This window comes from Croceicoccus ponticola (assembly GCF_004004515.1).
Lineage (GTDB): Bacteria > Pseudomonadota > Alphaproteobacteria > Sphingomonadales > Sphingomonadaceae > Croceicoccus > Croceicoccus ponticola.
In genome coordinates, this window is sequence record NZ_RXOL01000002.1 from 28,284 (window position 1) to 41,592 (window position 13,309).

A 13,309-nucleotide genomic window follows, 5' to 3' on the forward strand; every position below is an offset into this window, starting at 1 on the left:
AGGCGTTCGCACGGCGAGCAGCTAGAGCCGAGATAGCGCGCAAAGCCGTTCATCATGAGATTCCATTCGACTTCGCCGCGAGGTGGAGCATTGCTGTTCGGGTGAATGACGGTCGGCTTGCCCGGCCACTGCCCTGACCGGTGCGACCGACAGGGCTTTGGGTGGTGGGAGCAGCACGGCGCTGATCCCGGAATGGAGACCACTCATGACCACATCACAAAACAATGCCAACACCACCGCTCCTGCCAGCAAGACCGAGCAGGTACTTGCCATGTTGACCCGAGAGCAGGGCGCTACGCTGGCGGAGATTACCGAGCTCACCGGCTGGCTGCCACACAGCGCACGCGCGGCACTGACCGGCCTGCGCAAGAAGGGTCACGACATTACCAGGACCAAGCGTGACGAGATGACCTGCTATTACATCGCAGAGCAAGCCTGATGGCGCGGCAGAACAAGCGGCTCGATGCAGACCTGGCCTCGCTGGCGGACATGACGTCAGCGGACCTGCAGGAACGCTGGTCCGCAATTGCAGGCGAGGCACCACCAAAGGCGCCGCCCGCACTGCTGCGCCGCCTTCTGGCCCAGCGGCTACAGGAACGACGGCACGGTGGACTCCCCGTGATGGTCATCCGCGAGCTTGAGCGGATGGCGGACAAGCAGCAGCCAGCGGCCGCGCCGGTTGCCCAACGCCCTGCACTTACCAATGGCACACGCCTGATCCGGGAATGGAACGGGCAGACTATCGCCGTGGAGGTGGTGGAAGGTGGCTTCAGCCGGGACGGTCGGACGTATCGCTCGCTGAGCGAGATCGCCCGTGAGGTAACCGGCGCCCACTGGTCGGGTCCACGCTTCTTCGGATTGACCCACCGTGGCTGACAAGGTCCTGCGCTGCGCGGTCTATACCCGCAAGTCGACCGAGGATGGACTGGAGCAGGAGTTCAACAGTCTCGATGCCCAATACGAGGCCTGCGCCGCCTATGCCGTCAGCCAGCGCCACGAAGGCTGGCTGCTCCTTCCCGACCGTTACGACGATGGTGGGTTCTCGGGTGGCAACATGCAGCGACAAGGTCTGCAGCGACTGCTCGCCGACGTGGCTGCGGGCAAGGTCGACATCATTCTCGTCTACAAAATCGACCGGCTCACCCGCAGCCTCGCCGATTTCGCCAAGATCGTTGAAGTGCTCGACAAGGCAGGCGCCAGCTTCGTGTCGATTACCCAGTCCTTCAATACCACCACCAGCATGGGGCGCCTGACCCTCAACATGCTGCTGTCTTTCGCCCAGTTCGAGCGCGAGGTTACCGGCGAGCGCATCCGCGACAAGATCGCAGCTTCCAAGCGCAAGGGGATGTGGATGGGCGGCCCGGTGCCGCTCGGTTACAGTGTCGAGAACCGCAAACTCGTCGAGAACGAGACAGAAGCGAAACTGGTTCGACACATCATACAGCGGTATCTCGCGGTCGGATCGGTCGTCGCGCTCGCCGACGAACTGAACCGCGACGGGTACCGCACCAAGGTACAGGTTCGTGCCAGTGGCCCGCATCGGGGCGGCGGCATCTTTCGGCGGGGAACGCTATACCACCTGCTCTCGAACCCGATCTACCATGGCAAGATCGTGCACAAGGGTGACGTCTTCGCCGGCGAACATCCGGCCATCGTCTCGCCGGACCTTTGGGAAGATGTTCAAGCCATGCTCAAAGCCAACGCATCAGGGACATCACGCCGGCTGAAAGTCCGGCAACCCAGCCTGCTGGTCGGGAAACTCCATGATGGCGAAGGCAGGGACATGACCCCGAGCCATACGACCAAGCCGGGCAAGCGTTATCGCTATTACGTAACCCGGCCCGACATGGTTGACGGATCTCCCGCGTGGCGGGTGTCGGCCTTCGATCTGGAACAACTCGTCTGCCAGCGGTTCGCCGAACTGCTGTGCGATCAGCAGTTCCTGTGTCGGCTCGTTCCGGACAACGATGCTGACTCCATCCAGCTGGCCATTGCCGCCGGCGATCTTGCCGCCGCGACCCTGCGCAGTGGGTCGGTGCATGACAAGGCGGCCTTGCTGGAAACCATCATCGACCGGATCAACCTTGGTGATGGCGGGATCGAGATCATGACCAGTCCTGCCCTGATCCGCAGCACGTTGGACCTGACGAGCGCATCGGATGAACGGGAGGAACCCACTATCCTCGCGCTCCCCGCAACCAAGGTAAGGCGGGGGCACCAATTGCGCCTCATTATTCCAGGCCCTGCGGATCTGAGTAATATTCCGCTGCGGCGTGACGAGAAGCTGGTGTCGCTCTTGGCCGAAGCGCGCGCCGCACGAAATCTGGTCCAGTCACAGCCGGACCAGTCGATCGCCAGCATTGCGGCGGGCGTCGGCAAGTGTCGAACTCGGCTGGGAAAGCTCGCTGCTCTCGCCTGTCTGGCTCCGGACATCGTCACGGCCATTGTCCAGGGTCGGCAGCCTGCCTCGCTGACCAGCCGCTCATTACTCGACGCCGAGCTTCCGCTTGCGTGGACCGACCAGCGTCGCGTCCTCGGCTTCATCTGAGGCCAATCTCACTGCAGTCAGAATTTTCGGACCAGAGACGGCTGGCAATCAGCGGCGGCAAAACGCCCCGGATCCGCCAGTCTCTGACTGCGCCTGTCCATGCCACGCGCGCACAAACCCGCGCAATCGCGCCGAAAACTGGGCTGTGCTCTGGAGAGGCCCCGTCTGGGGGAGTTTTTTGGGACTGTTTGGTGCGGTCGAGAAGACTCGAACTTCCACGGGCTTTCGCCCACAACGACCTCAACGTTGCGCGTCTACCAATTCCGCCACGACCGCACCTGAAACAAGGGCGGCTGGCGAACTCGATAAAGTTCGGAAGCGCCGCCCCTTGGTAGGCGCGTGCCATTAGCAACGGACCGGCGGGTGCGCAACAGACTTCGACATGAAAATTAACGTGCCGGGTCGGCTCGTCGGTTCAGCCCGCTTTCCAGCCGATCTCGACCACGCGGGCAGAGGCGGGAACGTCGGTAACCGCTTCGTTGATCGAAACCGTTTCGCCGGGCGCCAGTTCGCGCTTCGGCGGTTCGAGCTCCCACGTGTAGACGACACGTTCCTGCGCATCGCGAAGCACGACCTGCACATCGGGCACATGCTCCGTGCTGCTGCCGATGTTCTTTACCGTCCCGCTCGCCGCAAAGAATTGCAGGCCGTTGGGCAAGGTCCGGCGATCCTGCTTGTCGGCTGGGAAGTCGAGCTCGAGATTGTCCGACGCCGGTGCGAACGCGACCTGACCGACTGGGAGCCATGCGGGCGCACCATAGAAACGCACGGCGGCAAAGGCTGCCGCAGCCACCGCCAAGAGGACCAGCAGCACGAACAGGATCAGCCGCAGACGCGATTTCGGCGGCGCGGGCTCGTCCCAGCTTTCCTCGGCCACAGGCTCCGGCCCAGTTCCCAGCTCGGGTTCGGCAACAGGAACCGGTTCGGAAGGGGCGGCCGGGCCATCGAATTCAGGCTCTTCGCGCCATGCCTGTGCCGCGGTCGGCACTCTTGCTTCCGGCTCCGTCGCGGGCGCCGCGTAGGAATCGGGCGCTGCGGACATGGGTTCCGGTCGTGCCTCGGGTTCCGCGAATGTCGGCTGCGGCGGCGCAGCCGGCATCGGGGTATCGCCCCCGGCTTCGTCCCAGCCGCCGGCCGTGGGCGCGGCGGGCGCAGTCGGGACGGGCTGATGATCGTGATCGGCGCCATCGTCGAAAGCAGGAGTCTGGCCCGGTTGCTCGAACCAGCTGTGGCGGCATTTCGCGCAACGCACGGTGCGGCCTTCCGGACCGATGGCCCCATCCGGCACCGAGTAGCGCGTCTGGCAGGCAGGGCAGGCTATCTGCATGGATCGAGACTAAACATCGCCACCGACTCGGGGGCAATAGCGTGGACTCGTCTTGTTCCGCCCAAGTCGGGTGTTATCCACACCAATGGGCTGGAAATCGTACCTTTTCGGGCGCTAGAAGCCGGACGGCCCAATTCGCGCCGGTTTTTGGCCCTCGGCAGGTGATAATCCAGACGTGACGCCAGACGCCCCCTCATTCGAACTTCGCGAAGGTTCCTTCGGCTCATCGACGGGGCCGATCGTGCGGTTCGAAAACGTCGGCCTGCGCTATGGCGCGGGGCGCGAGGTGCTGTCCGACATCACGTTCAAGCTGCATCCGGGCCGGTTCTATTTTCTCACCGGTCCGTCCGGCGCGGGCAAGACGACGTTGCTGAAGCTGCTCTATCTGGCGCAACGGCCGTCGCGCGGGGTCATTTCGATGTTCGGCGAGGACGCTGTGAACCTGTCGCGTGCGCGGCGCCCGGAACTGCGTCGCCGGATCGGCGTGGTGTTTCAGGACTTTCGGCTCGTCCCGCACCTGAGCGTGTTCGACAACGTGGCCCTGCCGCTTCGACTTGCAGGCGTGCCCGAAGAAGAACTGATCGGGCCGGTTACCGACATGATCGAATGGGTTGGCCTGACGCTTGCGCTCGACCAGCGGCCCTCGACACTTTCGGGCGGCGAACAGCAACGCGTTGCCATCGCCCGCGCGGTCATCACCCGGCCCGAATTGCTGGTCGCCGACGAACCGACCGGCAACGTCGATCCGCAAATGGCAGTCCGCCTGCTGTACCTGTTTTCGTCGATGAACAAGCTGGGCACGACGGTCGTGCTGGCCACGCACGACACGTCGTTGATGAACCGACAGCCCGACGCCGCCGTCATGCGGCTCGAACGCGGGCGGCTCGATGATCCGACCGGCATGATCCGCAACCCGCCCGAACAGCGGGGCCGACGATGATTTTGACGCGCAAGGAACAGGCAACGCTGTTCGCCCGCGAAGGTTTCGGCCGCGCCCGCGCGCTGTGGCAGCCGCGCGTGGCAAGCGCGCCGCTCATCAGTCAGAAATCGGTGGCGGGGCCGGTGCCGTGGGTGATCGCGATCATGACCGCGCTGACCGTCATCGCGGCAGCCGGCGGCCTGGCGCTGGGCGGCATCGCGCGGACGGCGGCGGCAGATCTTGCCGGTGGCGTGACGGTCCAGATCGCAGGCCCCGCAGAGGCCGAGGCCGAACGGCAAGCTCGCGCGGCCGTGGCGGCGCTGGTAAAGCTGGATGGCGTGACCGCGGTCCGCCGCCTGGGCGCAAAGGATCGCGAAGACCTCCTGCGTCCATGGCTGGGCGACATGGGAGCAGGCGCCATGCCGGGCGATGAAGACCTGCTCGTCATGCCCGAACTGATCGAATTGCGCGTGGCGGGCAATGCCGGGCCACAATCTCTGGATCGGGTGCGCGCCGTGTTGGCGCAAGCGGCGCCCGATGCCAGTGTCAGCGCCGACATGGAGTGGCTGGCCCCGTTGCAGGAAGCGATTTCGGCGCTCCAATGGCTGGCGGTCGCGTTGGTCGGTTTGCTGATAACCGCGACGGCGGCGGCAGTGCTGTTGGCCAGCCGGAGCGCGCTGACCGCCAATCGCGACACGATCGAGATCATGCACTTGCTTGGCGCGCACGATCTTCAAGTTGCGCGCATGTTTCAAAAGGCCGCGGCGATGAGCGCGGCTGCGGGCGGTGCCGCCGGGTTTGCAGTGGCACAAGCTACGATCTTGCTGCTGGCGGGCAAATTTGCCGCGCTCGGCCCCGGCAACACCGCGGCGGGACTACGCTGGTTCGATTGGGCGGCGCTGGTCCTGATCCCGATCGCGGGCGTCGTGCTGGCCGGTTTAACCGCCCGCATCACAGTGCTCGCCACATTGCGGCGGATGCCGTGAGGTCGCGGATTGCGGCGCGGCGCAGCGCAGCCTAACACGAGCGCAGGATGTTTCGCCGGATCTTCTCCTTTCTCCTGCTCGTTTGGGCATTGGGCTTTGCGGCTTTCGCGATGCTGTTGCCGCAACCGGCGGACGATACGCGCACCGATGGCGTGGTCGTCGTGACGGGCGCAGGCGGGCGAATCGAACGTGGCGTCGAAGCGCTGCAGCAAGGCTGGTCGAAAAAACTTCTTGTTTCCGGCGTCGATTCGGAGGTCAAGCCGGAGGAGCTGGCGGCCGAATACGACATCCCGATGCGGCTGATGGATTGCTGCATCACGCTGGGGTACGAAGCGGTCGACACGCGTTCGAACGCCGCCGAATCGGCGACATGGGTCAGGCAGCAGAAGCTGAAATCGATCCGTCTCGTCACCAGCGACTGGCACATGCGCCGCGCGGCGCACGACCTGTCGTTGACGCTTGACAGCAATGTCGAGGTGGTTCGCGACGCGGTGCCGAGCGAGCCGAAGCTTTCGATGCTGTTCCTCGAATATCACAAGTTTCTGATCGGCCATGCCGCGCAGTGGCTCAATCTTTGGCGGAGCTGACGCAGTGGCAGGCCTGATTTCGCAAATGCGGTCCGCCGTCTTTGCCGTCACGTTCTACGTCGGCAGCTTCCTGATCATCATGGTCACGGTACCGGCGCTGATCTTGCCGCGCGGATTCGTGTTCGGCATCGCGCGCGTGTGGTCTTGGTACCACCGGCAGTGCTGCCGCTTTGTGCTAGGGTACCGCATCGTCGTCGAAGGCACGCAGCCAAAAGAGCAGGCTCTTTACGCGATCAAGCACGAGAGCTTCTTCGAAGCGATCGACGCCCCCACGTTCACCGGCGGCCCGGTCATCCCATTTGCCAAGATCGAACTTATGCGCATCCCGGTTTGGGGCCGGGCGGCAAGACAATATGGCGTCATCGGGGTCGACCGTGATACAGGGGCGCAGGCGATCCGGCAGATCAGCCGCGCGGCACGGGAATTGAAACCCGAAGGCCGCGATTTCGTGATCTTTCCAGAAGGCACGCGCATCCCGCACAATCAGCCCGGCACGCTTCAGGCAGGGCTTTACGCGGTTTATAAAATCCTCGGCCTGCCGCTCGTCCCCGTGGCTGTGGACAGCGGCCCGCTTTATCAGACCAAGCCCAAACGATCGGGCACGATAACCTATCGCATCGGCGAAGTGGTGCCGCCGGGGCTGTCGCGTGATGAGATGGAGGCGCGGGTTTTCGCTGCGATCAACGCGCTGAACGATCTGCCCGAAACGACCGCGTAACGGCCTCGCGCGCCAGCGGGTCAGTCCCCGGCAGTCCCGTCGGGCAATACTGCGCCCGTATGATCGCCGCGCCCGAAATCGGGGCGAGCATCGTCCTGCCCTTCCTCGATGATCGACCGGCGGATCTCACGGGTTTTGGCGAAATGTTCGAACAACGCATCGCCATCGCCCCAGCGGATCGCGCGCTGAAGTGCGGTCAGATCCTCGCTGTAGCGTTGCAGGATTTCAAGCACGGCATGCTTGTTAGACAGAAACACGTCGCGCCACATCGTCGGATCGCTGGCGGCGATGCGGGTAAAGTCGCGGAAACCGCCTGCCGAATACTTGATGACCTCGCTGCGGGTCACTTCCTCAAGGTCGGATGCCGTGCCGACGATGGTGTAGGCGATGAGGTGCGGGACATGGCTGGTCACCGCGAGCACGAGATCGTGGTGGTCGGGCGCCATCGTTTCCACCGTCGCGCCGATCCCGCGCCAGAACGCCATGACCTTTTCCGCATCGTCGGGATCGGTCGCAGCGCAAGGGGTGACGATGCACCAGCGGTTCTTGAACAGCGAGGCAAAGCCCGCCTCCGGCCCGGAATGTTCGGTGCCTGCCACCGGGTGCGCGGGCACGATGGGCTGACCCGGCAGCACGCGGGCAATCGCTTCGGCGACCGATACCTTGCACGAACCCACATCGCTGACGATGCAGTCCGGCTTCAGCTTGCCGGCAAGCGTGGCGGCGACTTCTTCCATCGCGCGCACCGGCACGCACAGGATGACGAGATCGGCGTCGGCCACCGCCTCTGCCACCGTGTCGGGCACAACGTGGGCAAGACCGCGCCGGGTCGCGACCGCGCGCACATCGGCGTCGCTGTCCCAGCCCGATACCGTCACGTCGGGCATGCATTCTCGCACTGCCAGCCCGATGGACCCGCCGATCAGGCCAAGCCCGATGATCGCGACATGGCCAAAGGGCGCGTTCTCGCCGCTCATGACGCAGCCTCCGCCGCGCGCTGGATGACTTGCGTCACCTCGTCCATCTGCGCCGCCGTGCCGATGGTGATGCGCAGCGCATTGGGCAGGCCCTGCCCCGGCAGGTGCCGCACCGCGTACCCAGCCTCGGTCAGCGCATCGAGCGCGCTTTTCGCCGAAAGCGTGCCTTCGAACAGGACGAGCACGAAGTTCGCCTTGCTCGGCACCGGGCGAATACCATGGTTGCCCAGCGCCGCCATCGCGGCGGTAAAACGCGCGCGTTCGGCACTGTTGTGATCGCGGCTGGCGCGCACGAAATCCTGATCGCGCACGGCGGCAACGGCGGCGGCCTGTCCGGAGATGCCGACATTGAACGGCCCACGGATGCGGTTGATCACATCGATCAGCCCCGGCGCACCGGTCGCCCAACCGACCCGATCCCCGGCAAGACCGTAAATCTTGGAAAACGTGCGCGTGACCAGCACATTGTCGTGCGCGGCGGCCAGCGCCAGCCCGCCATCGTCTTTTTCGTCCGAAAGATATTCGCCATAGGCCTGATCGATCACCAGCAGCACGTCGGACCGCAGGCCCGCATGCAGGCGCGCCAGTTCGGCGGCATCGATATAGCTTCCGGTCGGGTTGTTCGGATTGGCGACGAACACGACGCGGGTCCGTTCGGTGACACAGGCCAACAGGGCATCGACATCGGTGCCGTAATCGCGATCGGGCGCGACCACCGGTTCAGCCCCACAACGCCGCGCCGCGATGTCGTACACCGCGAAACCGTACCGGACATAGACGACCTCGTCCCCCGGTCCGGCAAAACCCTGCGCGGCAAGGTTCAGGATTTCGTCGCTGCCGGTGCCACACGCGATCCGCGTCGGATCCAGCCCATGCAGTTCGGCCAGCGCACTGCGCAGTTCACGGCTGTCGGGATCGGGATAGGCCGACGGTCGGTTCGCCTCTCGCCGCGCGGCGATGGCAAGCGTGCTGGTGCCAAGCGGGTTTTCGTTGGCCGAAAGCTTGATCAGCGGCCGACCGTCGTCACTGGCGGATTTGCCCGGGACATAGGCGTGGATACCCTCGATCCACGGCTTGGGACGGGGCTGTGCACTTGCCTGTGCTTCAGGCGTGGGGCTGGGGTCGGAAGGGCGGCCTGTCATGCCCGGCGCTGTACCCCGCGCAGGGGCAAACTCAAATGTAACTTTTGCAACCATCATCCCGCTTTTCGCCGCATCGGCGGACAATCGTTGACAGCGCCCCCGCTTCGCCGCAATCCCGGCGCCCCATGGCGACAAAGGCCTCCGATACGACTTCCGGCCCGGTGATCGAACTGGCCGAACCGCTGCTTCTGGACAGCGGGCGAACGCTTGCGGGCGTGCGCGTGGCGTATGAAACCTATGGCTCGCTGAACGCGGACAAGTCGAACGCGATCGTAATTTGCCATGCGCTGACGGGCGACCAGCACGTCGCCTCGCCCCATCCGATCACCGGCAAGCCAGGGTGGTGGATCCGCATGGTCGGGCCGGGCAAGCCGATCGACACCGACCGCTTCTTCGTCATCTGCGCCAACGTGATCGGATCGTGCATGGGCTCGTCCGGCCCGGCAAGCGAGGCCGAAGACGGCCGTCCTTATGGCATGCGCTTTCCCGTCATCACGATTCGCGACATGGTTCGCGCGCAAGTCGCGCTGATTGACGCGCTGGGCATTGCGAAACTGCACGCGGTCGTCGGCGGGTCGATGGGCGGGATGCAGGCACTGAGCTGGGCCGCCAATTTCGGTGACAGGCTGAACGCCGCGCTGGTCATCGCCAGCACCGCGCGCCATTCGGCCCAGAACATCGCCTTTCACGAAGTCGGGCGACAGGCGATCATGGCCGACCCTGCGTGGCATGGCGGCGACTACTATTCGAAGGACGTGGCCGACCCGCGCAAGACGGGGCCGGAATCGGGGCTCGCCGTGGCGCGCATGGCTGCGCACATCACGTATCTTTCGGAACAGGGCCTGACCGAGAAATTCGGCCGTCGCCTTCAGGATCGAGACGCCAAGACGTTCGGCTTCGACGCGGACTTTCAGGTCGAATCGTACCTGCGCCATCAGGGCCTGTCGTTCACCGACCGGTTCGACGCCAATTCGTACCTCTACATCACCCGCGCCATGGACTATTTCGACCTCGCCGAAGAACACGGCGGCAAGCTGGCCGATGCGTTCGCGGGCACAAAGGCGCGGTTCTGCCTTGTCAGCTTTGATACCGACTGGCTTTACCCCACAGGCGAATCGCGCACGATCGCCCACGCGCTGAACGCGGCAGGCCTGCCGGTCAGCTTCGTCGAACTGTCGGCCCCGTTCGGACATGACAGCTTTTTGCTCGACGTTCCCGAACTGGACCGCGTCGTTGCGGGATTCCTGCAATGAAGGGCGTGCGATGACCCCGGCAATTCCCGGCGCGCTGCGGCCCGATCTCGCGGTCATCGCCGACCATGTCGAACCCGGCGCGCGCGTGCTCGACATCGGTTGCGGCGATGGCGAACTGCTTGCAGCGCTGACCGCCAAGGGATGCGATGCTCGCGGGCTGGAGCTGGATGCGGCCAACGTCGCCGCCTGCGTCGGGCGCGGGCTTTCGGTCATGCAGGGCGATGCCGATACCGACCTTGCCTATTACCCCGACAAAAGCGTCGATTACGCCATTCTGTCACAAACGTTGCAGACGACGCGCCGACCCGATCTCGTGATCGAAAACCTGTTGCGCATCGCGCCGCGCGGGTTCGTGTCTTTCCCCAATTTCGCCCACTGGCGGGTGCGCACCTCGTTGCTGTTGGGCGGGCGGATGCCGGTGACGAAACTGATCCCGGTAGCGTGGTACGAAACGCCCAACATCCACCACCTGACCATCGCCGATTTCCGCGACCTGCTTGCCGCTCGCGGCATCAGGGCAGAGCGGGCGTGGTTTTTTACCAATGGCCGTGCGTCGCATCAGGTCATGGCGAATCTCACTGCCGAACACGCGGTTTTCCTCGTCTCGCGCGATTGATACGCGTAACCCACAGGGTGTGGAAAAATTCGCCGCTTGATAGGCGGCATAGCTGGTAGCATTACGCTGCCCCATGGCACTTCCCGATCAGATCCCGCTCGCCCCCGTCAACGATGACGAAGGCCACCGCCTTCCCGCCAATGTGGAGGCGGAGGCAGCGTTTCTGGGCGCGGCGCTGATCGACAATCGCGTAATCGAAGAGATGAACATCCATCTCGTGCCCGACCACTTCTTCGAACCTCTGCATTCGCGCATCTTTGAAAAGATGCTGACGCTCATCGACCGCAAGGCGGTGGTCACGCCCGTCACGCTCAAGCCCTATTTCGAAGCCGACGAAGGCATGAAGCAGCTGGGTGGCATCAACTACCTCGCCCGGCTGACCGCCGATTCGCAAGGGTTGATCGCGCCGCGCGAGCTGGCCGAACAGATCTACGATCTCGCGCTGCTGCGCCAGCTCGTGTCGGTCGGTCGCCAGCTGGTGACGGATGCGATGGACACGTCCGATACCGTCGATCCCATGCAGCAGATCGAACAGGCCGAAAGCGCGCTTTACAAGGTGGCCGAAGGGTCGACGACGGGCTCCGAAACGCAAAGCTTTGCCGCCGCGACCCGCACTTCGATCAAGCTGATCGAACAGGCGCTGAATTCGGGCGGCCATGTCGCGGGCGTCACCACCGGGCTTTCGTCAGTCAACCAGAAGCTGGGCGGGCTCAAGAACTCCGACCTTCTCATCCTTGCGGGACGTCCGGGCATGGGCAAGACCTCGCTCGCCACCAACTTCGCGTTCAACGCGGCAAATCGCCTGCGCCGCGATCTCGCCGATGGCATAAGCGAAGAAGATTCGGTCGGCGCCGCGACCGCGTTCTTCAGCTTGGAAATGAGCGCCGATCAGCTGGCCACGCGTATCCTTGCCGAACAGTCGGGTATTTCGTCGGAAAACCTGCGCACCGGCAAGATCAGCCGCGAGGATTTCCAGTCCCTGTCGCGCGCAAGCCAGGAACTGGCCGAACTGCCACTTTATATCGACGACACGCCCGCGCTGACGATCGCGGCCCTGCGCGCCCGGGCGCGGCGGCTGAAGCGGCGGCACAACATCGGCTTCATCGTGGTCGACTACCTGCAGCTGCTACAGGGTTCGGGCCGCGCCAACGACAATCGCGTCAACGAGATTTCGGAGATTTCGCGCGGGCTGAAAACGCTGGCCAAGGAACTCGACGTGCCAGTGATGGCGCTGTCGCAGCTGTCGCGTGCCGTGGAACAGCGCGAGGACAAGAAGCCGATGCTGTCCGACCTTCGCGAATCGGGTTCGATCGAGCAGGACGCCGACATCGTGCTGTTCGTTTATCGCGAGGATTATTACGTTAACGCGGTGGAGCCCAAGTTCCCCGACGAAAAAGACCCTGCCGACGTCCACGAAAAGTGGGAGGCATGGCGCGCAAAGATGGAACAGGTGACCGGCATCGCCGAATTGATCGTCGCGAAACAGCGTCACGGTTCGACAGGCCGCGTGCGGATGAGGTTCGAAGCGCGGATCACCAAGTTTTCCGACCTTGCCGACGACCAGTTCGGTTCGGATCACGACTGAGGCCTTCGGCCTATCGGCGATCGCGACTTAGGGCCCGCAGTTCCACGTACCGTTGAAGCTGCGTTCTGCCCCGTCGGCGCGCATCGCCTTCATCGCGGCGGGATAGGGCGGGGATTCGCCGCCCGCGTGCGGCATCGGTGCTTTGCCGCGGCGGATGTCGAGCACAATGCCCTTCCCCGCGAACCGGCCGCCATCAACGATGGCGTTGAAACCACCGTCCTCGCTCGACACGATGGGTGTGGGATAGCCGGCAATAGACACCATGCCGTTGGCACGCTCCGCCTCTCCGCCCGCAAACCCGGTTGCGTAGAGCAACGGCCTCGCATCGCCGGTGCGGATGAAGGAACAGGACAGCTCACCCTTCAACGTGAACGGCATATCGGCGGAAAAGTCGATGAGATCGAGCCGCAGTTCCGACCCGTCGCCGCCGATCGTGCCGCTGTCGATCGGCTCGCCTTCGGGCAAGCCGGTAGTTTCGCCGGCGGTGCTGGGAATTGCGGTGGCGGTCGCAGACGCGGTGGCCTCAACGGTCGGCGCGCTATCGGGCGGCGCGGTTTCCGACTTGCACGCGGCGGCAAGGCCGAGCGAGGCGATGGCGGATGCGGCGAGGAGCTGACCGAACAGTTTCATGCCCCTTGCAACGAACCTCAA

14 protein-coding genes and 1 tRNA gene are annotated in these 13,309 nt (G+C 64.4%); 10 read left to right on the top strand and 5 right to left on the bottom strand.

Features of this window, described 5'->3' with window-relative positions; genetic code table 11:
* Positions 1-205: 205 nt before the first annotated feature.
* The 3 genes from EKN06_RS06145 to EKN06_RS06155 are packed head-to-tail and all read left to right on the top strand — an operon-like array spanning position 206 to position 2,548.
* Positions 206-439 carry a DUF3489 domain-containing protein gene (locus EKN06_RS06145; protein WP_127612042.1) on the top strand — a complete coding sequence of 78 codons (234 nt, stop codon included), beginning with the start codon at positions 206-208 and terminating at the stop codon, positions 437-439.
* Positions 439-876 (top strand): DUF2924 domain-containing protein, encoded by a 438-nt coding sequence (locus EKN06_RS06150; protein WP_127612043.1) that lies wholly within the window; start codon positions 439-441, stop codon positions 874-876. The genes EKN06_RS06145 and EKN06_RS06150 overlap by 1 nt, the downstream gene beginning before the upstream one ends.
* Entirely contained in the window at positions 869-2,548 is a 1,680-nt protein-coding gene (locus EKN06_RS06155; protein ID WP_127612044.1) for a recombinase family protein, read from the top strand. The genes EKN06_RS06150 and EKN06_RS06155 overlap by 8 nt, the downstream gene beginning before the upstream one ends.
* A 189-nt stretch (positions 2,549-2,737) precedes the next feature.
* On the opposite strand, the gene EKN06_RS06160 is transcribed toward EKN06_RS06155, so the two are convergent.
* Both EKN06_RS06160 and EKN06_RS15920 read right to left on the bottom strand, forming a co-directional pair.
* Positions 2,738-2,824, bottom strand: a tRNA-Leu gene (locus EKN06_RS06160).
* A gap of 139 nt (positions 2,825-2,963) precedes the next feature.
* The gene (locus EKN06_RS15920; protein WP_240654638.1) at positions 2,964-3,875 is read right to left on the bottom strand and encodes a zinc-ribbon domain-containing protein; all 912 of its coding nucleotides are present in this window, start codon (positions 3,873-3,875) and stop codon (positions 2,964-2,966) included.
* Between the two features lie 238 nt (positions 3,876-4,113).
* On the opposite strand from EKN06_RS15920, the gene ftsE reads away from it, so the two are divergent.
* The 4 genes from ftsE to EKN06_RS06185 are packed head-to-tail and all read left to right on the top strand — an operon-like array spanning position 4,114 to position 7,085.
* Positions 4,114-4,815 (top strand): cell division ATP-binding protein FtsE, encoded by a 702-nt coding sequence (gene ftsE / locus EKN06_RS06170; protein WP_127612355.1) that lies wholly within the window; start codon positions 4,114-4,116, stop codon positions 4,813-4,815.
* Complete coding sequence (locus EKN06_RS06175; protein ID WP_240654639.1) at positions 4,812-5,780, top strand: cell division protein FtsX; 969 nt, start codon at positions 4,812-4,814, stop codon at positions 5,778-5,780. The genes ftsE and EKN06_RS06175 overlap by 4 nt, the downstream gene beginning before the upstream one ends.
* A gap of 47 nt (positions 5,781-5,827) precedes the next feature.
* Positions 5,828-6,367, top strand: coding sequence for a YdcF family protein (locus EKN06_RS06180; protein ID WP_127612045.1), 540 nt, complete (start codon positions 5,828-5,830; stop codon positions 6,365-6,367).
* Between the two features lie 4 nt (positions 6,368-6,371).
* A complete protein-coding gene (locus tag EKN06_RS06185; RefSeq protein WP_240654640.1) occupies positions 6,372-7,085 on the top strand; it encodes a lysophospholipid acyltransferase family protein in 714 nt (237 codons plus the stop codon).
* Positions 7,086-7,105: 20 nt separating this feature from the next.
* Here the strand turns inward: EKN06_RS06185 and EKN06_RS06190 are convergent, their stop codons facing one another.
* Positions 7,106-8,062: a prephenate/arogenate dehydrogenase family protein gene (locus EKN06_RS06190; RefSeq protein ID WP_127612046.1), complete on the bottom strand. Its 957-nt coding sequence runs from the start codon at positions 8,060-8,062 to the stop codon at positions 7,106-7,108.
* Positions 8,059-9,204 (bottom strand): histidinol-phosphate transaminase, encoded by a 1,146-nt coding sequence (gene hisC / locus EKN06_RS06195; RefSeq protein WP_127612047.1) that lies wholly within the window; start codon positions 9,202-9,204, stop codon positions 8,059-8,061. The genes EKN06_RS06190 and hisC overlap by 4 nt, the downstream gene beginning before the upstream one ends.
* A gap of 125 nt (positions 9,205-9,329) precedes the next feature.
* Here hisC and metX point away from each other — a divergent pair, with 125 nt between their 5' ends.
* The 3 genes from metX (at position 9,330) to EKN06_RS06210 (ending at position 12,658) form a co-directional block, all read left to right on the top strand.
* Positions 9,330-10,457 (top strand): homoserine O-acetyltransferase MetX, encoded by a 1,128-nt coding sequence (gene metX / locus EKN06_RS06200; protein ID WP_127612048.1) that lies wholly within the window; start codon positions 9,330-9,332, stop codon positions 10,455-10,457.
* 10 nt (positions 10,458-10,467) lie between these two features.
* Positions 10,468-11,073 (top strand): methionine biosynthesis protein MetW, encoded by a 606-nt coding sequence (gene metW / locus EKN06_RS06205; protein WP_127612049.1) that lies wholly within the window; start codon positions 10,468-10,470, stop codon positions 11,071-11,073.
* A gap of 73 nt (positions 11,074-11,146) precedes the next feature.
* The gene (locus EKN06_RS06210; protein ID WP_127612050.1) at positions 11,147-12,658 is read left to right on the top strand and encodes a replicative DNA helicase; all 1,512 of its coding nucleotides are present in this window, start codon (positions 11,147-11,149) and stop codon (positions 12,656-12,658) included.
* Positions 12,659-12,685: 27 nt separating this feature from the next.
* On the opposite strand, the gene EKN06_RS06215 is transcribed toward EKN06_RS06210, so the two are convergent.
* On the bottom strand, positions 12,686-13,288 hold the full coding sequence (locus tag EKN06_RS06215; protein WP_127612051.1) for a hypothetical protein: 603 nt from the start codon (positions 13,286-13,288) through the stop codon (positions 12,686-12,688).
* Positions 13,289-13,309: the final 21 nt, after the last annotated feature.

Excerpts from the sequence above, each read along its gene's own strand:
- EKN06_RS06145 (WP_127612042.1), top strand. The coding sequence starts at position 206 with ATGACCACATCACAAAACAATGCCAACACCACCGCTCCTGCCAGCAAG.
- EKN06_RS06150 (WP_127612043.1), top strand. The coding sequence starts at position 439 with ATGGCGCGGCAGAACAAGCGGCTCGATGCAGACCTGGCCTCGCTGGCG.
- EKN06_RS15920 (WP_240654638.1), bottom strand. The coding sequence starts at position 3,875 with ATGCAGATAGCCTGCCCTGCCTGCCAGACGCGCTACTCGGTGCCGGAT.
- EKN06_RS06175 (WP_240654639.1), top strand. The coding sequence starts at position 4,812 with ATGATTTTGACGCGCAAGGAACAGGCAACGCTGTTCGCCCGCGAAGGT.
- EKN06_RS06180 (WP_127612045.1), top strand. The coding sequence starts at position 5,828 with ATGTTTCGCCGGATCTTCTCCTTTCTCCTGCTCGTTTGGGCATTGGGC.
- EKN06_RS06190 (WP_127612046.1), bottom strand. The coding sequence starts at position 8,062 with ATGAGCGGCGAGAACGCGCCCTTTGGCCATGTCGCGATCATCGGGCTT.
- hisC (WP_127612047.1), bottom strand. The coding sequence starts at position 9,204 with ATGACAGGCCGCCCTTCCGACCCCAGCCCCACGCCTGAAGCACAGGCA.
- metX (WP_127612048.1), top strand. The coding sequence starts at position 9,330 with ATGGCGACAAAGGCCTCCGATACGACTTCCGGCCCGGTGATCGAACTG.
- metW (WP_127612049.1), top strand. The coding sequence starts at position 10,468 with ATGACCCCGGCAATTCCCGGCGCGCTGCGGCCCGATCTCGCGGTCATC.
- EKN06_RS06210 (WP_127612050.1), top strand. The coding sequence starts at position 11,147 with ATGGCACTTCCCGATCAGATCCCGCTCGCCCCCGTCAACGATGACGAA.
- EKN06_RS06215 (WP_127612051.1), bottom strand. The coding sequence starts at position 13,288 with ATGAAACTGTTCGGTCAGCTCCTCGCCGCATCCGCCATCGCCTCGCTC.